Annotated in this window: 16 protein-coding genes; 9 read left to right on the top strand and 7 right to left on the bottom strand. The window is 68.7% G+C overall.

Annotation, left to right across the window (positions count from 1 at the left end; translation table 11 throughout):
• Positions 1-38: 38 nt before the first annotated feature.
• Positions 39-2894 (top strand): HAD-IC family P-type ATPase, encoded by a 2856-nt coding sequence (locus tag HUA74_RS09785; RefSeq protein ID WP_174454284.1) that lies wholly within the window; start codon positions 39-41, stop codon positions 2892-2894.
• Between the two features lie 6 nt (positions 2895-2900).
• Here the strand turns inward: HUA74_RS09785 and HUA74_RS09790 are convergent, their stop codons facing one another.
• Positions 2901-3887, bottom strand: coding sequence for a DUF547 domain-containing protein (locus tag HUA74_RS09790; protein ID WP_174454285.1), 987 nt, complete (start codon positions 3885-3887; stop codon positions 2901-2903).
• A 117-nt stretch (positions 3888-4004) separates the two neighbouring features.
• Positions 4005-5096 carry a Gfo/Idh/MocA family protein gene (locus HUA74_RS09795; protein WP_174454286.1) on the bottom strand — a complete coding sequence of 364 codons (1092 nt, stop codon included), beginning with the start codon at positions 5094-5096 and terminating at the stop codon, positions 4005-4007.
• A gap of 195 nt (positions 5097-5291) precedes the next feature.
• Here HUA74_RS09795 and HUA74_RS09800 point away from each other — a divergent pair, with 195 nt between their 5' ends.
• From HUA74_RS09800 to HUA74_RS09810, 3 genes are all read left to right on the top strand, one after another.
• Positions 5292-5894 carry a TetR/AcrR family transcriptional regulator gene (locus HUA74_RS09800; protein ID WP_174454287.1) on the top strand — a complete coding sequence of 201 codons (603 nt, stop codon included), beginning with the start codon at positions 5292-5294 and terminating at the stop codon, positions 5892-5894.
• 102 nt (positions 5895-5996) lie between these two features.
• Entirely contained in the window at positions 5997-9194 is a 3198-nt protein-coding gene (locus HUA74_RS09805; RefSeq protein ID WP_174454288.1) for a TonB-dependent receptor, read from the top strand.
• Positions 9195-9221: 27 nt separating this feature from the next.
• Positions 9222-9977, top strand: a complete 756-nt coding sequence (locus tag HUA74_RS09810) for a hypothetical protein (RefSeq protein ID WP_141640514.1) — start codon at positions 9222-9224, stop codon at positions 9975-9977.
• A gap of 54 nt (positions 9978-10031) precedes the next feature.
• Here HUA74_RS09810 and HUA74_RS09815 read toward each other — a convergent pair whose 3' ends face one another.
• Positions 10032-11417: a nitrous oxide reductase family maturation protein NosD gene (locus HUA74_RS09815; RefSeq protein ID WP_174454289.1), complete on the bottom strand. Its 1386-nt coding sequence runs from the start codon at positions 11415-11417 to the stop codon at positions 10032-10034.
• A gap of 95 nt (positions 11418-11512) precedes the next feature.
• Positions 11513-12706, bottom strand: coding sequence for an LLM class flavin-dependent oxidoreductase (locus HUA74_RS09820; protein ID WP_174454290.1), 1194 nt, complete (start codon positions 12704-12706; stop codon positions 11513-11515).
• A 284-nt stretch (positions 12707-12990) separates the two neighbouring features.
• Between HUA74_RS09820 and HUA74_RS09825 the strand changes: the two genes are divergently transcribed.
• The 5 genes from HUA74_RS09825 (at position 12991) to HUA74_RS09845 (ending at position 16734) form a co-directional block, all read left to right on the top strand.
• Positions 12991-13557, top strand: a complete 567-nt coding sequence (locus HUA74_RS09825) for a hypothetical protein (protein ID WP_174454291.1) — start codon at positions 12991-12993, stop codon at positions 13555-13557.
• A gap of 143 nt (positions 13558-13700) precedes the next feature.
• Positions 13701-14345 carry an HAD family hydrolase gene (locus tag HUA74_RS09830; RefSeq protein WP_174454292.1) on the top strand — a complete coding sequence of 215 codons (645 nt, stop codon included), beginning with the start codon at positions 13701-13703 and terminating at the stop codon, positions 14343-14345.
• Positions 14346-14368: 23 nt separating this feature from the next.
• Positions 14369-15430 (top strand): Rieske 2Fe-2S domain-containing protein, encoded by a 1062-nt coding sequence (locus HUA74_RS09835; protein WP_174454293.1) that lies wholly within the window; start codon positions 14369-14371, stop codon positions 15428-15430.
• A 7-nt stretch (positions 15431-15437) separates the two neighbouring features.
• Positions 15438-16007, top strand: a complete 570-nt coding sequence (locus HUA74_RS09840; RefSeq protein ID WP_174454294.1) for an RNA polymerase sigma factor — start codon at positions 15438-15440, stop codon at positions 16005-16007.
• Between the two features lie 91 nt (positions 16008-16098).
• Positions 16099-16734 (top strand): isoprenylcysteine carboxylmethyltransferase family protein, encoded by a 636-nt coding sequence (locus tag HUA74_RS09845; protein ID WP_141640522.1) that lies wholly within the window; start codon positions 16099-16101, stop codon positions 16732-16734.
• A 77-nt stretch (positions 16735-16811) separates the two neighbouring features.
• Here the strand turns inward: HUA74_RS09845 and HUA74_RS09850 are convergent, their stop codons facing one another.
• The 3 genes from HUA74_RS09850 to HUA74_RS09860 all read right to left on the bottom strand — a co-directional run bounded on the left by HUA74_RS09850 (position 16812) and on the right by HUA74_RS09860 (position 21345).
• On the bottom strand, positions 16812-19295 hold the full coding sequence (locus HUA74_RS09850) for an FG-GAP-like repeat-containing protein (protein WP_174454295.1): 2484 nt from the start codon (positions 19293-19295) through the stop codon (positions 16812-16814).
• 269 nt (positions 19296-19564) lie between these two features.
• Positions 19565-19777 (bottom strand): hypothetical protein, encoded by a 213-nt coding sequence (locus HUA74_RS09855; protein WP_141640524.1) that lies wholly within the window; start codon positions 19775-19777, stop codon positions 19565-19567.
• Positions 19778-19920: 143 nt separating this feature from the next.
• Entirely contained in the window at positions 19921-21345 is a 1425-nt protein-coding gene (locus HUA74_RS09860; RefSeq protein WP_174454296.1) for a TolC family protein, read from the bottom strand.
• Positions 21346-21522: the final 177 nt, after the last annotated feature.

The following is a 21522-nucleotide window of genomic DNA, read 5'->3' on the forward strand; positions in this document are numbered from 1 at the left end:
GCCTCCCATCACAGCCGATGTCTGGCAGGGGGAGTCCCATGCACGAGCCGCCACCCGCCGCCTCTGGAGAGGACGGCCGTGTGTCTTCTCGCGGAGCCGTGCCCTGGCATGCCCTTCCCCCCGAGCGCGTGTTCGAGCAGTTGGAGAGTGGCGCCGAGGGCCTGACGGACGAGCAGGCGCGAGAGCGGTTGATGCGCCACGGGCCCAACGTGCTGGAGCGCCAGAAGGGTGAAGGGCCGCTGAGGCTGCTCTGGCGTCAGGTGAACAGCCCGTTCATCTGGGTGCTCATCGTCTCGGCGGTGCTCGCGGTGGTGATGGGGAAGGTGACGGACGGGCTGGTGGTGGCGGCGGTGGTGGTGCTCAACACCGTCATCGGCTTCGTGCAGGAGTTCCGTGCGGGCAAGGCCATCGAGGCGCTGAGCCGGATGGTGCCGGAGAACGCCACCGTGGTGCGCGCCGGCGACAAGCGCGCGGTGCCCGCGGCGGAGCTGGTGCCTGGCGACGTGGTGGAGATTGCCTCGGGAGACAAGGTGCCCGCGGACATGCGGCTGGTGTCCTCACGCAACCTCCAAATCGAGGAGGCCGCGCTCACCGGCGAGTCCGTCCCCGCGTCGAAGCAGCCCCTGCCCGTCGAGGAGGACGCGGAGCTGGGCGACCGGACGAGCGTCGTCTTCGGCGGCACGCTGGTGACGTCCGGCGCGGCCAGGGCGGTGGTCGTGGCCACGGGCGGTGCCACGGAGCTGGGCCGAATCTCGGAGATGCTCCGAGGGGCGACGGACCTCCAGACGCCGTTGACGAAGGCGCTCGCGACCATCGCCAAGGTCATCACCGGGGCCATCCTCGTCGTGTCCGTGCTCCTGCTCGGGGTGGGCCTGTGGCGCGGCTATGACCTCAGCGAGGCCGTCGTCGTGGCGATTACCCTGGCGGTGGCGGCGATTCCGGAGGGCCTGCCCGCCATCGTCACCATCGCCCTGGCCATCGGGGTGCAACGCATGGCGGCCCGTCGCGCCGTCATCCGCAAGCTGCCGGCGGTGGAGACGCTGGGCAGCACCACCGTCATCTGTTCGGACAAGACGGGCACGCTCACGCGCAATGAGATGACGGTGCAGGCGCTGTGGACACCGACGGGGCGCTACACCGTCACCGGGGTGGGCTATGCGCCTCGGGGAGAGCTGCGCAGGGATGGCCCGCCGCTCAGCGCTTTGCTGGTGCCCGAGGACGTGCGGGAGCTGCTGCTCGCGGGCGCGCTGTGCAACGACGCCGCGCTGCACGGGCAGGGCGGTGATTGGCGGATGACGGGTGACCCCACCGAGGGCGCGCTGGTGGTGGCGGCGGAGAAGGCGGGCCTCGGCGTGGACGAAGCCCGCGCCCGCTTCCACCGGCTGGACGCCATCCCGTTCGAGTCCGAGAGCCAGTTCATGGCCACCCTGCATGAGGACGCACGAGGCGGCCGCGTGCTGCTCCTCAAGGGCGCGCCCGAAGTCGTGCTGGCGCGGTGCGCACCGGACGGCGCCGCGTCGAACGAGGCCGTGCTGGAGGAGGTGGAGCGACTGGCGCGGCGGGGGATGCGCGTGCTGGCCGTGGCCTCGCGCGAGCTGGCGGAGACGCGAGACACCCTGGCTCCGGAGGACGCGGAGAGGGGACTGGAGCTGCTGGGACTTGAGGGGATGATGGACCCGCCTCGCGAGGAGGCCATCGAGGCGGTGAGGGCGTGCCACGAGGCGGGCATCGTCGTGAAGATGATTACGGGCGACCATCTCGCGACGGCGGAGGCCATTGGCGCGCGGCTCGGGCTGCACGAGCCAGGGACGCCCGGTGTCGCGGGCGCGAGGTTGGGGGCGCTGGACGATGAGGCGCTAGCGGACGTGGCCGAGCGCACCAATGTCTTCGCGCGGGTGGCGCCGGAGCACAAGCTGCGGCTGGTGCGCGCGCTCCAGCAACGGCGGCACGTGGTGGCGATGACGGGGGACGGCGTCAATGACGCGCCCGCGCTCAAGCAGGCGAACATCGGCGTGGCCATGGGCATCACCGGCACGGCGGTGTCCAAGGAAGCGGCGGACATCGTCCTCACGGACGACAACTTCGCCTCCATCGCGGCGGCGGTGGAGGAGGGACGGCGTGTCTACGACAACCTCATCAAGTCGCTGGCCTTCGTGTTGCCCACCAACCTGGGGCTCGCGCTCATCCTCCTGTGTGGCGTGGCCTTCTTTCCCATCCAGGACTTCGGAGGGGGGCCGGTGCCGCTGATGGCGATGCTGCCCACGCAGTTGCTCTGGATAAACCTGGTGGCCACGGTGTCGCTCGCGCTGCCGCTGGCGTTCGAGGCGCGTGAGTCGGACGTCATGCGGCGCAGGCCGCGCAATCCGGACGCTCCGGTGCTCAGTCACTTCATCGTGATGCGCACGTGCCTCGTCGCCCTGCTGATGGCGGCGGGCGCCATCGGCCTGTTCCTCTGGGAGTACAAGCACGAGGTGCCGGACGTGGGGCATGCGCGGGCGCTGGCCGAGGCGCAGACGATGGCTGTGAATACCGTTATCAGCTTCCAGATTTTCTACATGGTGATGTGCCGCACGCTCACCGGCTCGCTGCGCAAGGTGGGCCTGTTCAGCAATCCCTCCGTGTTCATGGGGATTGGGGCGCTGGTGCTCCTGCAGCTCGCCTTCATGTACGTGCCCTTCATGCGGCGCATCTTCGGCACCGCGCCGCTGTCGCTGGAGGCCATTGGCCTGTCCGTGCTGGTGGGCGCGGTGGTGGTGCCCGCGGTGGGTTTGGAGAAGTGGCTGCGCGGACGCAAGGACGGCGGTCCGGTGGAGCGCTCCCGCTCCCGCCCCCGCTCGCGAGAGGATGAGGAGCACACGCCGCCTCCCGGGACTCACGAGCGTCTGCCGGCGTGAGGTGCTTCAGCGCTCCGTGCGCGAGGGGCGCGCGGCGGCGTCCGGGAGCGAGGTGTCCTCGGCCTCGAAGACGATGTGGCAGCGGTCCAGCTTGGGTCCGCAGGCGTGGTCCAGGTCCGCGCGGGTGTCGCAGCCGGGACGCTCCTCGCAGGTGTCGGGAAGGAAGGCCCAGACGAACTGGAGCACGTTGCCCCGGCGTCCCTCGGGCAGGGCGGCGAGGAAGTCTTCGCGGTACGTCTCGAACAGGCGCGCCAGGTGCACGGTGTCCCTGTCCAGGCGCACGTGGCGCTTGTCGCCGATGAAGCGGCGGCTGGCCTCGTTGAGCTGCGAGTGGAGGTACTCGGGCTGGAAGTGGGAGCTGTCCATGCGCGGGCCGCCCCGGGTGGCGTGGAAGAGCGCGAGGTGCACGCGCGGGTCGGCGAACTCCCCGGAGAGGACGCGATGGCGCAGCGACCACAGCGTCATCCGCCGGCCGCCCACGGGCCATGAGCGGGCCCAGAAGAAGCGCCCTGGCCAGGGCTGCTCCACGCTCTCCAGATAGGGATACCCATCCACCACCTGCTGGAGCACGAGCGCGTGGTAGGTGTTGAGCCAGAAGGCGAGCGCGTCCTCCGACGTCGGGAAGACATCTGGCCGGTTGTGCGGAGAGAACGAGGCGAGCGACGCGACGAAGAGGTCCAGCTCCGCGCGCTCGCGCCCCACCGAGGAGAAGTCCACATCGCCGTCCGGCTGGACGTGTCGCAGCACCTTCTCGAAGCCCTGGTAGTGGAAGGGCTCGTCGGCGGAAGGCACGGAGGCGGGTAGCAGGCCCTGCACGTGCAACGCCGCCAGTGCCGCCAGCATGCTCATGCTGGCGAAGAGCACGGCGGCCACCAGATAGCGTCGTCGGGAGGGCAGGGGAGCGTCCACGCGGCGCGCAGCATAGACCAGCGCGAGCCTGTGCCACCTGCCCCCATTGGTCTCCCGCCCGGCGAGCACACAGAAGGACGCCATGCCCACCGGCCACCTACCTTGGTGACCAGACGCGGAGGCCTCCGCTACAGCGTCCGCCGCTGTCCCGACGAGGAGGGCGCCACCGGCATCCCCGCTGCTGACGCGCGGAAGACTCCGCTACAGCGTCCGCCATTGTCCCGACGCGGACGACTCCGCGAACGTGTTCAGCAAACGGTGCAGCTTCACCGCGTGCTGGAAGTCGGGAGCGAGCGACGTGCCCTCCGCGACATCCTTCGCGAACGCCGCGTAGAGCTGCGCCGTCTGGTGCGCGTCGTCGGTCAGCGCGCCCTTGGCGCTCAGGAGGTACTTCTCCGGCGTCGGCAGCAACTGGAGCGGCTGGTTGTCGCCTCGCGCTCCGGACACGGTGAGGTCCTGCGACAGGTACAGGTCCCCCTCGGTGCCGGTGATGGTGCAGCCGATGACGCCGCCATTGCGCTTGCCGGCCTCGACATGGGCGGACAGCACCGCGCCGCTCTTCAGCGTGCCGGTGATGAGCACCTGGTCCGGCGCGGTGACGGGGATGACCTCGCCCGTCTCCGCCAGCGTGGTGTGCTCGAACTGGCGCGTGACGAGCGCGGCCACGCTCTGGAAATCCCCCACCGCCGCCAGCACCGTGTCGAGGAAGTGCGCGGTGATGGTGGCCAGCGCGTTGGCCCCCTTGGTGGCGTCCGCCGTGTAGTCATACGCCTTGGGCCGCGTGTGCCCGAGCATGGCCGTGGACACCTGGAGCGTCGCGGAGCGCACCTGCCCCACGTAGCCCTCCTGGAGCAAATCCCTCAGATAACGCGCGCCGGGCGCCAGCCGACGCTGAAGCCCGATGACGGTGCGCACCCCCGCCGCTTGCGCCAGCGCCGCCAGCTCCGTCGTCTCCTCCACCGAAACGCCCAGCGGCCACTCGCAGAACACGTTCTTCTTCGCGGCGATGGCGGCGCGCACCAACCGCGCATGTTCGGCCGCGCGCACCGAGACGACGACGAGGTCCACCTCGGGATGCTCCACCAGCGGCTCGAAGCTCGCGAACGCATGCGGCACGTCGAACCGGCGCGCCGTCTCATCCGCGCTCACCTGCCGCGTGGTGCTCACCGCCGTGACGCGATAGCCCGGCAGGGACTGCAGCGCGGGCAGATGCGCGTAGGTCGCCCACCCCCACTGCGGGCTCGCCCCGATGATGCCCACCCGAATCCTGTCCGACACGCTCGACTTGCCCATCGCTCCACTCCTTCGCAGGTGACGGGGCGGCACCGCGCCAGTCCGGGCTCCGCTCCCGGCCGGCAGGCTAGCGAGCGACCTCCATGGATTCAAGACGACTGGTCATATTCAACAAAAAGCCGTGGAGTATCATGGGGTTGTATCGAATTCGAGGCGGGTTTTGACGGCCCGGGGCACGGGCCCTAAAAGGGAGCGATGCCGAGAGCCAGCGTTCGCGACAAGCTGCTCGCCGCCGGTCTGGAGACCCTGCGTACTCAAGGGTTCAACGGCTGCGGCGTGCAGGACATCACCGACGCGGCCGGTGTGCCGAAGGGCTCCTTCTACAACCACTTCGAAAGCAAGGAAGCGCTGGGCGCGGCGGTGGTGGACCAGTACATGCGCGCCAGCAGCGCGGACCTGTCGCTGCTGCGCGACACGTCCCTCACACCGCTGCGACGGCTGCGCGCCTACTTCGCCGCGCAGGTGGAGGTGCTCGTCGCGGGCAGGTTCGAGTGCGGCTGCCTGCTGGCGAACTTCGCCGCGGAGCTGGCCGACCACAGCCCCCTCATCCGCGAGCGCGTGGCGGCCTCCTTCGCCGAGTGGTCCTCGCGCCTGGAGGAAGTGCTGCTCGAGGCGCAGGGCTCCGGAGAGGTCGCCAAGGACGTCGCTCCTGAGATGCTCGCCACCTTCATGCTCGGGGCCTGGGAGGGCGCCGTGCTGCGCAGCCGCGTGGAGAAGGGCCGCGCCCCGCTGGATGCCTTCCTGCGGCTGGCGTTTGATCGCTCCCTGGAGCAGGCAACCGCCGCCTGCGCCACCTAGCGCGCATGGCGCGGCTCGCCAATCCGCACTGTTTAATTAGGGATTGTTGCTTTCTCGTGTCTTGAGACAGAGTGCTCCCTGAATCACGGGAGGGAGTCAGCTTTGTCCATACGTGTAGGTCTTGCTCGCGGGCTGTGTCTCGCGGTCCTGCTCTTTGGCGCGGGGGCATTCGCGCAGGGCGTCTCGGTCATCACCGGCACCATCACCAGCGCGGATGACAAGCGTTCGCTCGCGGACGCAGTCGTGACGGCGACGTCGCCGAAGCTGCAGGGTGAGCGGGTGGTTGTCTCGGACACGAGCGGCCAGTACCGGCTCGCCCAGTTGCCGCCGGGTACGTACACGCTGCGCGTGGAGCGCGAGGGCTTCGAGCCCTTCGTGCGCGCCGACATCGTCCTGCGGTTGGACCGCACCATCCGGGTCAACATCCAGCTGTTGCCCTCGGCCTTCGGCGAGGAGATTTCCATCAGCGCGGCGCCCACGGTGGACGTGGGCTCCAGCACGACGGGCCTGAGCGTGGACGCGGACTTCCTGCGCACCATGGCCGTCATCCGCCCCGGCACGAAGGGCTCCGCGTCGCGCTCCTTCGAGTCGCTGGCGGAGCTGGCCCCGGGCGCCACGGAGGACCGCTACGGCGTGAGCGTCAGCGGCAGCAGCTCGCCGGAGAGCCAGTACGTGGTGGATGGCCTGTCGGTGAATGACCCGAGCGTGGGAACGCTGGGCACGCCGCTGTCCGTCGAGTTCGTCCAGGAGGTCAACGTCATCACCGGTGGATACATGCCGGAGTACGGCCGCTCCACGGGTGGCGTGCTCAACGTCGTCACCAAGTCCGGCTCCAACGAGTTCCACGGCTCGGTGTTCGCGAACATGGCCCCCGGTGCGTTGCAGCGCAACGGCACGGTGGTCCGCCAGGAAGGCACCGTCATCTCCGCGCAGGGTCAGCCCTGGAACCAGGGTGACTTCGGCTTTGATTTGGGCGGCCCCATCCTCAAGGACAAGCTCTGGTTCTACGTGGGCGTGGCGCCGTCGTTCAATCGCATCCGCGTGGACCGGCAGTTGAGCACGCTGGATTTCTGCACGGAGGTGGACCCGGCGATCGGCTGCGCCACGGTGGGCCAGCGCCGCAGGGATCCGGAGACGGGCTTCGGTCAGGTGACGCCGATTGAAGGCTCGCGCACCACCCGCTTCGCGGACGAGCGCAGCATCCAGTACATGAGCAAGCTGACGTACCTCTTCAACCCGGACCACAACCTGTCGCTCTCCGTCTTCGGCACGCCGCGCTCCTCCGGCGGCGACGGCAAGTATGCCTTCAGCGATGACGGTGACCCGGAGGTCTGCGTGGGCCTGTCCTGCACGGCCTACGTCCAGGGCACCTACGACTCCATCGCCACCCGGCGCTCCAACGGCGTGATGGACATCGTCGCCAAGCAGTCCTCGTCCTTCTTCGACAAGAAGTTCCTCGTCGACGCGACGGTCGGCTGGCACCACCAGTCGGACAGCCAGCTGCCGTCGGATGGCTCCGGGCTCTTGTCGGACTCGGGCCTGTCCTCCCGGCCGAACATCGCCTGGCGCCGCACGCGCAACCCCGGCCCCCACACCATCACCGAGTTCGAGTCGCTGATGGACCCGTCTGTCTGTGGCGCCACGGAGGCCGAGCAGCGCCGCAACTGTCCTGTCACCGCCTATTCCACGGGCGGCCCCGGCACCATCAGCGAGCAGGAGTTGGACCGCGTCCAGGGCAAGGTGATGGGCACGTACCTGTTCCAGGCGTTGGGCCACCACATCGTCAAGGCGGGCTTCGACGCGGAGCGGATGAGCTTCTACAACAACCGCGCGCGCACCGGCGGCACGCCCTGGCAGGAGTGCACCGGGGGCGACTGCTTCTACACGCTGAACCAGTACGGCTACCTGGATGGGCCGGACTCGCCGGTGTTCCTGGCCAGCAAGGAAGGCACGTCCACGTCGATGACGGTGGGCGGCTTCGTGCAGGACAGCTGGTCCATCATGGACACCGTCACGCTCAACGCGGGCCTGCGCTACGACGTGCAGACGCTGTGGGGCCTGGACGACAAGGTGGGCCTGCACCTTCCCAACCAGTGGTCACCCCGCGTGGGCGCCGTCTACGACTTCACGCAGCAGGGGCGCTCCAAGCTGTTCGTCAACTTCGCGCGCTTCTTCGAGAACGTGCCGCTGGACATGGCGGACCTGTCCTTCCCGCAGCAGCAGCTGCTGTCGGCCACGTATGACTCGCCGCCGTGCCGCCCCGACGACCGCAACTCGCTGGTGACGGACTGCGTGGCCAGCCGCAACCGTCAGCTCATCGGCAACAGCGAGAGCCCCAACCAGGCCTGGGACGCGCAGGGTGGCGACCGCGTGCCGGTGGACCCGAACATCCGCGCCCAGTCCGCGGACGAAATCATGGTGGGCGGCGAGTACGAGGTGCTGCTCGGCCGCTTCGGCCTGACGTACACCCGCCGCCAGCTCAACGACGTCATCGAGGACATGAGCCGTGACGACGGCAACACCTTCTTCCTGGGCAACCCTGGCAAGGGGTACTCGACGGACTTCCCGGAGGCGGTGCGCAAGTACGACGCGGTGAACCTGTACTACCAGAAGGCGTTCTCCGACGGCTGGCTGGCCCAGGCCAGCTACACGTGGTCCCAGCTGCGCGGCAACTACTCCGGCCTGTTCCGCGCGGACACGGGCCAGTTGTCGCCCAACCTCACGCGCGACTTCGACCTGCTGTCGCTCACCACCAACCGTGACGGTCCGCTGCCCGGTGACCGCACGCACGCCATCAAGGTGTTCGGCGCGCGGGAGTTCCAGGTGACGCGGACGACGAGCGTCAATGTTGGCGGTGGCTACCGCAGCCGCTCCGGCACGCCGCTCAACTACCTGGGCGCGCACCCCCGGCGCAGCGGCTCCGAGACGTTCATCCTGCCGCGCGGCAGCGCCGGCCGGCTGCCCTGGGTCCACAACCTCGACACCCACGTGGGCGTCAGCCAGAAGCTGGCCCGCGACTACACGCTGAGCCTGTCGCTGGATGTGTTCAACCTCTTCAACTTCCAGCAGTACACCGCGGTGGACCAGACGCTGACCTTCACCCGCGTCTATGCGATTGAGCAGGGCGGCAAGCCGGAGGATTTGACGGCGTGCCTCACGGCCAACAACCCGGGCTGCAAGGTCATCTCCACGGCGACGAACCTGCCCATCACGACTTCCGACATCAACCCCAACTTCAAGCGTCCCACCGCCTACCAGGCGCCGCGCTCCGTCCGTCTGGGCGCGAAGCTCAGCTTCTAGGCCCCCACCATGAAAGGACAATCACCCATGAAGACTCGTTGGATGGGATGGGGACCCGGCGTCGCCGCTTTGGTTCTGCTCGCGGGCTGTGGCGTCGAGGACCCGGAGCCGCAGTGTGTCGTGGCGCGCGCGGTGAGCGACGGCTCCATCGGCTCGTTCGCCACCGTGTACACGCTGTTGCCCGGGCAGAATCCGGACCAGCAGTGCGCACAGCTCAAGCCGGAGCCGCTGGGCCTGCAGAAGTACTACAGCCAGGACCCCAACGCGCGGGACACCGTCGCGGTGCGCAGCGAGCGGCTGGGCGAACTGGTGGCGGACTTCGAGGAGGACCGGCCGGACCCGGACCCCTCGCACACGCCGTTCTCGGTGGGCCCGTTCTCGAGCGAAGGGCCCGGCGCGGACAACTTCTGCGACGTGCCCCAGCTGAGCCCCACGCGGCTGGACGTGCCCGCCACGGCCACGCTGCCCGCGCAGAGCTTCCGCTACGAGTGGTCCAACCTGCGCATCTACAACACGCCTGGGATTCCGGGCACGCAGTTCAAGGCGGACCTGACCTACACGGAGAACGGCTGCACGGCGACGTACCAGGCCAAGGGCATCTGGCCCGTGGTGGGCTGTGCGACGAAGGGCGCGCCGGACGAGACGAAGTGTGACCCGTACGCGGACTACTCCGTGGGCCGGCTGCGCGGCTCCGGCATCAACCCGCTGTTCCCCGTGAAGTGTGACCCGGACGCGCTCATCTGCGTGCTCACCGGTGACGTGCCGTCCGACGAGACGCCCTGAGCGTCGGTGACGCAGGCCCCTTCCGCTGTTCGTCGAGCGGAAGGGGACCTGGGCTCACTGGAGCGGGGTGGACTGCTGGTCCACGCCGGAGGACTTGCGCCAGTCGGTGAGGTTCGTCTCCTCCTGGGGGTCCACCTTGAACGTCCCATTGGAGCCGTACTGGTTCCGGTCCATCTTCAGGCCGGGCCGGTGCTGCCGCTGCCCCAGGCGCACCAGCCTGCGCCCCTGGATGCTGTTGCCCCGCACCGTCAGGTTCTCGCTGGGCGCGCCGTTGGAGCCCAGGCCGAGCATCATCCCGTAGCCCTGCGTGCCGGAGATGGCGTTGTCCACCACCTGCACCTCGCGCGAGTTCTCCACGCGGATGCCCGTGCCGTCGCTCCCGCCGCTCTGGGTAATGTCCCGGATGACGTTGCCGCTCACCACCACGCCCACGGGGCTGGGCTGGTCGCCGATTCGCGAGCCCCCCACGGAGATGCCCCGGCCCGCGTCGTGGATGGTGTTGTCCTCCACGCGCACGTCCCGCGCGGAGTAGTGGATGACGACGGCCTCTCCGGAGGACGTGGGGGACTTGCGGAAGCCGTACATCGTGTTGTCACGAATGACGACGCGATGGCACGTCTTGATGTCCACGGCGTTCTCGTCGTTGTCGTGGAGCAGGTTGTTCTCGATGAGGATGTCGCTCGCCGGAGCGTCTTCCTTCTTGTCCGGCAGCAGGCACTGCACGGAGTCCCCCGAGTTGTGGTGGATGTCGTTGCCGCGCACCGTGATTCCGCGCGACGTGGCCTGGATGACGACGCCGTGCGAGTCGCCCTTGGGCTGCTTGCGGAAGTCGTGGATGTGGTTGTTCTCGATGAGCACGTCCCGGGCTCCGCCGTAGGTGGCGACGCCGGCGCCCAGGGTGCCGTGGTGGAGGTCGTTGCCGGTGAGCACGGAGCCCGTGGTGTTGCCCTCGAAGAGGACGGCGAAGCGGGGCTGGCCGCGCACGTCGATTTCGAAGCCCTCGACAATCCAGTAGGGCTTGCGCACCTGGACCAGCGTCCCGCCTTTCGGCGTCGGGACGATGCGCGGTCGCCCCTCGCCCACCAGGGTGATGGGGGCATCCGCGCGGCCCGCCTTCACCGCGTTGTCGATGAGCAGGCCCTCCGCGTACTCGCCGGGGCCGACCCGGATGGCCTCACCGGGACTCACGACTCTCAGCGCGCGGCCGATGGTGCGGAACGGCGCCTGCTTCGTGCCCGCCGCCGTGTCCGAGCCCGAGGTGCTCACGTGCCACTCCCGGGAGAATTGTTTCGGGCGGCGCGTGGCGTGCCGCACGGTGTCGCCGCTCCCCTGGTCGCCCTCCTTCTTGGCGGGCGAGTTCGTGTTCGCCGCCCATGCGGGGCTGAACGCCCACAGCGCGCAGGCAAGGCCCCATCCCAGTGTCAGCTGGCTGACCCTCATCCCCATCCCCTCCCGTCGGACAAACCCCGCTCCCCAAGGTGCGCACGATGGCGCGGCTGGGAAGCGGGGAAGGGGCCCGTCGTTGCCGCTGGGGTTCAGGGAGGGGCGGGGGTCTTGAACTCGGGGATGAGCTCGCCGGTGAGGCGGATGCTCTTGAGGACGGCCTCGTGCGAGAGGGCGCCCACCTGGTGGAAGGACATGAGGGCGTCGATTCCCAGCGACTCGTAGCGCTTGAGGCCCTGCCGCACCTGGTCCTTCGTGCCGACGATGAGCGAGTCCTGCGCGCTCAAGACTTCCCACACCTGCTCGTGCGGCACGTCCTCGCCGGACATGATGCGGCCGAGGATGCGCTGGGCCTTGGACACGGGGGCGTTCGGGTCCTTGCCGCGCAGGTACTGGCCCGTCAGGCCGCCACCGGCGGGGTCCTTGGCGAGCGCCTCCAGCTCCGCGGCCGACTTGACGAAGAAATCCTTGGCCTCGAAGAAGGTGAAGGAGCCGTTGGTGTACCAGGCCGCGGCCTGGGCGGCGCCGTTCTCCATGGCCTCGCGCTCCGAGTCCGCGCAGTGCACGAAGGTGAAGAAGGCCACCTGGTTGTTCACGAACTCGCCCACGGGCTCACAGCGCGTCCTCAGCGCCTCGCGGTAGATGTGAATCATCTCTCCCACCTGCTCCGGAGAGGCCCACAGCGTCACGCCGAGCGCGCCCACGCCGTTGCGTCCCGCCTGCTCGAAGGACGCGGGGCTGGAGCACGCCTGCCACAGGGGAGGGTGCGGCTTGCGGTAGGGCTTGGGGATGACGCTGATGTCCTTGACGCGGAAGTCCGGCGTGTCCCAGGAGAACTTCTCCTGCGTCCACATCTTCGGGACCATCTCGAAGGCCTGCTGCATCTGTGAGCGGGTGGCGTCCGCGTCGATGTTGAAGACGCGCCACTCGGGGATGGTGCTGCGGGCCATGCCGAGCTGGAAGCGGCCGCCGCTCAGGTGGTCGATGAACGCGGAGCGCTCGGCGATGCGGATGGGGTGGTTGAAGCGCGCGGGCGCGAGCGCGGCCGAGTGGCCCACGTGGATGTTCTTCGTGCCCATCGCGATGGCGGTGAGCATGACCTCCGGCGCGGAGCTGTAGCTGAACTCCACCGCGGTGTGATGCTCCACCTGCCACCAGACGCCGTAGCCCATCTCATCCGCCAGCCGCGCCTGCTCCAGTGTTTCGCGGATGAGCCGATGCTCATGGTCCGGCTGGGTCCAGTGTTCCTTCGGGTGCTGCATCTCCGAGAAGATATCGAGTCGCATGTCAGGTCCTTCCCCCTGTAGACCTCGGGTTGACTCGAGTGTAGCACCGGGAGTGTGGTTGTTCCGTCTCGCGGGTCAATCCTTGTCACGGCAAGGGTCGCGGTTGACATCCATTGTTTGTCTTACTCGGCGCTGCTCGCGGGAGGTCGCCAGCCCGCACCCTTCGTTTCAAGTGCGGGGCGATGTGGCCGTCGACCTGTCGAATGGGTCCTGCATGGGTAGCGTCCCAAGTACGCGAGGCGCGCCGGGCCGAGCGCACCCTGTTCTCTCTTTTTGGAGCTTTCATGTGGAAGCAGGTCTTCCTGGTGGTGGTGCTCGCCGCCCAGACACTCATGGGTTGTGGAGGCGATGCGGTGTCGTATTCGGCGCCGGTCGGCATCAACCTCAAGGCCAAGTCGTCTGATACCGTCAATGCGACCGTGACTTCGCGGAAGGGCATCTCGACCGAGTCGGGAAATCCCTTCAAGGTCTTTGTCGATGCGGCGCGCGAGGAGCTGGACGGAAAGTCCCCTGCGCGCATCGAACTCACCCAGCTCACGCTCACCCTGGGCGCGTCCAGCGTCGGCGTGAGCTCGCTGGCCGAGGTCTTCACCGGCCGCGTGGACATCCTCTTTCTCATCGATGACTCCAACAACACCTACGTCGCGGGCCACGGGGAGAACCCCACGGGCAGTGGCCCGGTGGCATTCATCGTCGACTTCGACTCGGAGGCGATGGCGGAGGAGGACTACACGCGCTTTCTCGCGGGTCGGTTCGATGTGGTCCTGCGAGGCACGGCGGCGCCGACCTTCACGAGCAAGGGCGCGGACGTCGACTTCCAATCGACCTTCTCCTTCACGGCTTTCGAGTGAGCCCCTCCGTCACCCCCGCGAGGCCCCCACGGCGAAGGTGACGACCTCCTCACGGGCACCCGTCCGCTTCCCAGGCCGGGTGCCCGTGAGGGCCACGTCGGGAACAGGTGCCCCGCGCGCACGAACCACGTATGCAGGAGCGCATGAGCCGCGCTGACTCCCGTGGAATCCTCTTCGACCTCGACGGCACGCTGGTGGACTCGCTGCCGGATATCATCGACAGCTTCCTGCAAGCCTTCCCCGTGCATGGCCTCACCGCCCCCACCTACGCCCAGGTGCGCGCGCTCATCGGCTACCCGCTCGACTTGATGTACGCGGAGTTCGCGCCCCAGCACGTGCCCGCGCTGTGCGCCACCTATCGCGAGCACTACCCCCTCAACTACATGAACCGCTCGCGCCCCTATCCCGGTGTGCTGGAGGCCCTCGGCACGCTGCGCGAGCGCGGCTACCTGCTGGCCGTGGCCACCACCAAGAAGAGCCCCATGGCCCGCCGCTTCGTGGACGCCATGGGCCTGGGTTCCGTGCTCCACCATGTGCAGGGCACGGATGACTTTCCGCACAAACCCGCACCCGACGTGCTCCACCGCGCCCTCGCCGAGCTGAAGACGGGCGGACTGTGGATGGTGGGTGACACCACCCTGGACCTGCGTGCAGGCAAGGCGGCCGGACTGCGCACCTACGGTGTCACCTGGGGCACTCACCCCGTGGAGGAACTGGCCGGTGAAACACCGGATGAGCTTCAGCCCGACTTGCGACGGTTGCTGGAGCGCCTTCCTCCCCTGTCCTGAGTCGCTCGCTATACTTGGAAAGTATGGAGCCACTGCCCGACGTCCTCCGTCATTTCCATCCCGTGCTCCCAGCCACCGCGCTCCGTAAGAAACCCATGCGAGTGGAGGTGGCCGGTCGTGCCTATGCCCTCTTCCGGGACGCTGAAGGGCGTCCCGCCGCGCTCGCGGATGCGTGTCCCCACCGCTTCGCGCCTTTGTCCAAGGGCCGCGTGCGCGCGGATGGTCGGCTCCAGTGCCCGTACCATGGCTGGCGCTTCGACGCGCAGGGACAGGGCGCCAATCCCAGTCAGCCGGAGCTGCGCCACTGCGACGTGAAGAGCTTCCAGGTGGTGGAGCACCGGGGCTACCTGTGGCTGGCCCACCGTGACACCCCGCTGTCCTCGCTGCCGGAGCTTCCCGCCAACGACGGCTACCTCTTCGGGGGCAGCTTCTCCGTGCTCTTCGAGGCGCCGCTGCATGTCGCGCTCGACAACTTCAGCGAGGACGAACACACGCCCTACGTCCACACCCGCCTGGGCTGGGATGACCCTCATGCGGGCCAGGTGGAGTTCGAGGCGCACAACCTCGAGGACCGCACGGAGGTGTTCTACCGCGCCCCCCAGCGGCCCGCGGCGCTCATGAAGCTTCTGGGCGTGCGCGACGGCGACCTGTTCCGCAACGAGTGGGTGACGCGCTTCGACCCGGTGCACAGCCAGTACACCGTGAGCTGGGAGGCGCCCTCCGGAAAGCAGCGTCCGTTCATCACCCGCGCCAACATCTTCTTCGTCCCGGAGACGGCGAAGACGACGCGCCTGCATGTCTTCTCCTTCCTGCGCTGCGTGCAGCCGCTGCTCAAGCCCTTCCTGCCGGTGGCGGCCCGCGTGGCCATGGAGCTCACCCGCTGGGAGGTCGTCGACGACGCGCGCTTCATCCCCACCGTCGCGGACACGCCCTACAGCCACAGGGGCATGCGCCTGGACCGGTACGACAAGCCGCTGGTTCACCAGCGCCGGCTGATGGAGCGCATCTACTTCCGTCAGCCTCGGACGACGACCACCGAGGACGAACTGCCCGCCGTGTCGCTCGCGCGCGAGGCGGTAGGCTGAAGCCCGCATGAGCCTGGACGCGCGCGTCATGGAGACCCTCGTCGCCCAGCGGCGCCGCTTCCTCGCGTTCCTGGCCCCGCGCGTGGGCAGCCCGGAGGAAGCCGAGGAGGTCCTCCAGCTCGCCCTGGTGAAGGGGCTGGAGAAGGGCGAGGGGCTGCGCGACGAGGAGAGCGCGGTGGCCTGGTTCTACCGGCTGCTGCGCAATGTCCTGGTGGACCGCCACCGCCGCGCCCGCAGGGAAGAGCGCGCCCTGGCCGTCGAGGACGCGGAGGCTCCCCGCTCCACCGAGGACGCCGAGGCGCTGGAGTCCTCCGTGTGCGCGTGCGTCGCGGGGCTGACGGACACGCTCAAGCCGGAGTACTCGGCCGCCATCCGCCGCGTGGACCTGGAGGGCACGCCCGTCTCGACGTTCGCCCGCGAGGAAGGGCTCACCGCGAACAACGCCGCCGTCCGCCTGCACCGCGCCCGGCAGGCCCTGGGCCGTCGGCTCATCGAATTGTGCGGCACCTGCTGCACCCACGGCTGCGTGGACTGCGCCTGCGAGCCGGGGCGTCCCCGAGTCACCGAAGAGGCCTGACAAAAAGCCGGTGTAATGCGGCACGGGGGCCGGGCGTCAGCCCTGGCGTCAGGGGCGGGCGGGTGCTCGCCCCCTTCGTCGAGGACCTCTCATGGACGCCGAAACCCTCCACCGCCTCGCGCTGCCCGCCAGCGCCGTCGCCTTCCTCCTCTTCGCCATGGTGCTGCCCACCGCGCGGCTGCGCCGCCGCACGGGCCAGGCTGCCTTCGTGCTGCACCGCCGCGCCAATCCCTTCCAGCGCGTCATCGGCGTGTGCATGGGCCTGTTCATCCTCGGCCTGACGGCCTGGAGCGCGCTGTACGCGGCGCTGGGCTCGGAGCGGCTCGGCGTGTGGCCGGTGCCGGACGCCGTCCGGTGGCTGGGCTGGGCGGTGCTGCTCGCGGGGCTCGTCGTCGTGCTGGTGGCCCAGGTGCAGATGGGCGCGTCCTGGCGCATCGGCATCGACCGGGAGCCCACGGCGCTGGTGACGGACGGCCTGTTCTCCGTCGTCCGCAATCCCATCTTCGCGGGCATGCTGTGGGTCGTGGTGGGGATGGCCTGCGTGACGCCGAGCGCGTGGACGTGGATGGCGTGCGCCGACTACGTGCTGCTCGTGTCTCTTCAAGCAAGGCTGGAGGAGGAGCACCTCGCGCGGCTGCACGGCCCGGCGTATCGCGAGTACGCGGCGCGGGTGGGGCGCTTCCTGCCAGGGTTGGGCCGGTTGGAGCCCGCGGAAGTCACGGCCTGAAGGGCACACCTCCCAACGGCACCTGGGACTGGGATGAACTCCGGCCCCAGGCGCTTCTGGTAGGTCAGTCGTTCACGTCACTGCACCGTGAAGGCGAGGTCATCCACGTCCGTGAAGCCGCCACCGGGGCATGCACCCGAGAGGCTCGTGGAGCGGAGGACGGCTCGCACCGCCTGCTGCGCGCCCGCCGGCAGGGTGTAGGTTCGCGTCACCCACGCATACCCCGCGCTCGACAGGGTGGTCGCGCCCAGGCTGACCCACGTCGGGCTGGCGGCGTTGGCCGCGGTGAAGATCTCCAACTGCTCCCCGGTGCCCGAGGCAAAGGCGCTGACCTCCACGCGCACCGTCTTTCCCGAAGCGAACGGCGTCTTGTCGAGCGTCATCACCCGGACGCGTTCGACCGAGCCATCCTTGAGGTAGCCGCCCGTGACGACATTGCCCACGGTGGTGGACGCGGTGCCATCCGCGCAAGTGCCCTGCAGCGTGTTGGGCTGCTGTGCCTCCGGATACACCGTCCCCCGGCCCTCATAGAACATCCCCGAGTCGCAGGAGGCCTGCGCCGTCGAGCACAGCCCGGTCTGTCGCGTCGTGTTGTAGGTGGCCAGAAGCATGGGGGCCAGGGTGCAGGTCAACCCCGTGCTCGCGCGAGCACAGAGGTCCGCCCGGCCATCGCCATTGACGTCTCCCAGGGCGAGCGTCGAGCCGTACTCGTCGGCGGACCACCCTTCGGAGTCACCGAAGTCCATGTTGGTGACATAGCGGTAGTTCCTGAAGGAGGTCCCCGTCGAGAAAGAACAGACCAGCCCCGTCGAGTGCCGGCCGCAGACGTCCGCCTTGCCGTCCCCATCGACGTCGCCGAGCTTGATGGACTTGTAGCGCGACGGCAGGGTTCCCCATCCCTGGGCGTCATCGAAGGACATCTGCGTCCAGCGCGACGCCGTCGCGAAGCCCGTGGCGACGCCCTCGGACAGTCCACACCACATGCCGTCCGCCCCACGCGCGCAGATGTCCGCCTTGCCGTCGTTGTCCAGGTCCGCCAACTGGAACGTCGTGGCGTGCTTCGCCAAGGCCCACGACGGGGCCGTGAAGTCCGAGCTCCAGGACGTCGCTGCCTCGAAGGTCGTCCCGTTGAAGAGGCTGCATACGATTTCACCCGCCGCGTTCCGCCCACAGATGTCGGCATAGCCATCGAGGTCCCCGTCGACGTTCCCGATCCGGATCGAGCCATAGAGCGCCTCCGAGGCATTCCACCCGTTCGCATTGGAGAACTCCGCCGCGTCCCAGGCTGACGTCGCGAACGCCGTCGTTCCGTTCGACTTGAAGCACAGGTAGCCAACCACGGCACGGATGCAAGCATCGGCGTTGCCATCATTGTCGATGTCCGCCAACTGGAACGTCGTGCTGTACTGGGCCGGCTTGTAGCCATCCGTGTCTGCCACCAGGCTCAGCCAGTTGGTCGCGGTGTCCATGGAGCCGTCCGCGAGCGACAGCGCGCACCGAATCCCCCCGGAGCCACGCCCGCACACGTCCGCCTTGCCGTCGCCATTGATGTCACCCAGCCGGACCGTCCCGTAGTAGCCAACGTCGCTGTTCCACGTCTCCCAGTCGGACAGGTAGGTCGTGGTCCATTGGGTCGGAGCGGGAAAGCTGAACATTCCCCGGACGCCGGGATGCGCGTCGAGCGGGACGAAGACGTACGGGGTGCCAGACACGGCCTTGAGCTTTCCGACCAGGGAGACCACGAAGCGGTAGGCCCAGTCCGTCCCAGCGATGTTCATCGTGGGATTGAAGTCATGCATCTGGATGATGCCTCGCTCGAGCCCATTCACCGTCCTGTCCCCATCGGGATCCAGCTCGAGGCTCATGGCGACGTAGTGGTCCGCGCAGGCCTCCGGCGTCCAGCCGTTATTCGTGCAAGCCCAATCGTGGGCGTCCCAGTCGAAACAGAAAGGGCCACTCATCTTGGACAACGCGGGGTCGCTCCGGACGTTGTTCGCGATCGAGGAGGAGCCGTCGCACGCGTGGGTTTCACCGATGGGGGACTGCCCCCAGTTGTCGCCCGGGGCCCGGAAGAGAAACATGCCATCCGTGATGTAGGGGTCCAGGATGGCCTGGTTGACTTTCAGCTCGGCGATCTGCCCCGCGGCCCCCAGCGAAGGGTTGGTGAGCGCCTCGTGGTCATACGTGTGGTTGGCCACCCGGTGGCCCATCTCGACAATCTGGGACAGATAGGTGGTGTTGCCCAGGTCGCCGTCGAACCGCGGGCAACCCGCGTCGATGCGGCACCCGTTGATGAAGAATGTCGCGCGAATCCCCTGCTGCTGCAGGTACTTCGCGATCTGCCAACTGGTATTGAAGCTGGCCATCGGATTGTCATCCGGACCGTCATCGAAGGTGAAGGAGACGGTCCGGTACGGCAGGGGTGGGTCCTTCCAGGCATTCCCAATCTGCGCGTCCGTCAGGACGGCATCACGGCGCTGGGCCGTCTCGACGGGGGCGGAAGGAGTGGCCTGGGTACAAGCCATGCTTGTCATCAACAACGGCAGCAGGAGTCTTTTCATGGGGGAATCCAAACGGGGGCCTTCGTGAATGGCCCGGCAGGCTCCTACCATGTCGTGCTGACGCCTTCGCACGTCGCTTCCAAGGGCAGACTCCAGGCGGCCCCAAAGCAGTCCATGCGTCACCTGCGCGCCCGCGAGCAGGACGTGCTCGCTCTGACGGAGCGGGTGTCAAAGGGTGTTGAGAGGGAGGACGGCCCGACGGGCCGTGGCCGTCTTGCTTCGTGGAGTCTTGTGCTCCACGAAGTCTCGACGGGAACCGCTTGCCGGTGTCAGTGCGCCGGCTGGGCGGGCTCCTGCCGCTGCTGGGGTCCGACGCCGGTGCGGGCCTCGAACGCATTGCAGCCGCTGGCGCCAGAGACCTTCAGGTCGTACGCACGCAGGTCCGCCTGCATGCAGCGCTGCGTCTCATTGTCACTGGGGTTCGCGTTACCGCTGGCGAAGTAGCGACAACTCTTGCAGTTGCCCCACTGTCCTTCCGCCATGATGACCTCCTCGGAAAAAGGGGTGCTGCTGTCTTCCTTCCGAGGGTGGGGTCGGTGGCGAAGCCTCACAAGCGGGGCCGCGCCACCGCCCCGGGAGGCGGTCGGTCCGGCGCCTGGAGTTCAGGCGCCGGACGGGTGAGTCTCTACGGCTGCGGCGCGGGCTGCGGCTGCTCCGGCTTCGGCTGCTCCGGGGGCTGCATCCCCGCGGGGTTCTGCTCCGTCGCGCCGGGCAGCGGCTGCACCGTGGGCGGCACCGCGTTCTCGTCCTTCAGGTCGGAGTCGAGCGGGCGAGCCTCGAACGCACCCACCGAGCGCAAGAGGCGCAGGGCGGCGACCGAAGCCTGGAGGCGCTCGCTCACCAGGCCGATTTCGGCGTTGGTCAGCGCGGTGTTCGCGTCCGCGACTTCCAGGTACGTGGCCACGCCGGCCTTGAAGGAGACGTCGGTGAGGCGCTGGGACTCCCGCGCCAGCTCCACCGTCTGCTCCGCCTTGAGGCGGTTGGCCAGGGCGCTCTCCAAATCCAGCTGCGAGCGCTTCACTTCCTCGCGCGCCGTCAGCTCCGCCTTGCGGGCGTTGGCCTGGGCCTCGACGATTTTCGCGGAGGTGTCCGCGAGGTTGGCCTCGCGCAGACCGCCATCCCACAGCGTCCAGTTGGCCCCGAGGGTGATGAGCCACACGTCCGCCCGGCCCGCGAAGCCCGCGGCGTTGGCGATGCGCCAGGTGCCGGTGAGGCCCACGGTGGGCAGGTAGCTGAACCACACGCCGCGCTTGTTGATGCGCGCCAGCTCCGTCGTCTCACGGGCCGCGGCCACGTCCGCGCGCTGCTCCAGTGAGCGCTCCACGAGCACCTCTGACTCCGTCTTCACCGGCACCTGCGGCTCCGGCGGCGGGGCCACCTCGAAGTCCGGGCTGTCCAACGCCAGCAGCGTGGTCAGCACCAGCTTCGCGGACGCCAGCGCGTTGCGGGCGCGGATGAGGTCCTGCTCGGCGCGGGACAAATCCTGCTCGGCGCGCAGGAGCGCGACGCGCGTCACCGTGCCGGCGTCGAAGCGGACCTTGGTGTCCTTCGCGCGAGCGCCGTTGAGCTCCACCAGCCGCTCCTGCACCGTCACGGCCTGGGCCTGCGCGGCGGCGCCGTAGTACGCCTGCGCCACGCCGAAGAGGATTTCCCGGCGCGCCTGCTCCACGTTGAGCGCGGCGACCGTCTCGCTCTTGTAGGCCGCCTGGATGCCCGCCCACAGCTGGGGCGCGATGAGGGCCTGGCGCAATTCCGCCTGGAACTGCCGCTGCACCAGGGGCTGGATGACCACGGGCTCGGGACCCAGGGGACCGGGGGGAATGACGGCGGCATTGGAGTTTCGGACGATGGCCGCGCCCACGGTGATGGTGGGCAGATAGCCCGCCCACGCCTTGCGGGACGCCGTGTCCGCCTGACGCAGCCGCGCCTGCGCCGCCTTCAGGTCCAGGTTCTCTTTTCGCGCCTGGATGAGTGCGTCTTCCAGGGTCAGCACGGGGGGCGGTGCCGCGGCCAGGGTGGCCGCCAGGGTCAACGCCAGAAGTGAGCTCATAACCGCCTCTGCCTCCTCGTGGGGTCCGCGCCGGCGCGAACCCCAATGGTCCTAGATGGATTCACTACGGGGGTGTGTCTTGGGTCCGCGTTCCGGGCGTTCTGCCCGAGCGCGTCATGAACGACAGGAATTCAGCGCGAAGGGCCGAACCGGCTCTTATGAAGGTCATCCGCCGCC

This window comes from Myxococcus sp. CA051A (assembly GCF_013336705.1).
GTDB classification, from domain to species: Bacteria; Myxococcota; Myxococcia; order Myxococcales; family Myxococcaceae; genus Myxococcus; species Myxococcus llanfairpwllgwyngyllgogerychwyrndrobwllllantysiliogogogochensis.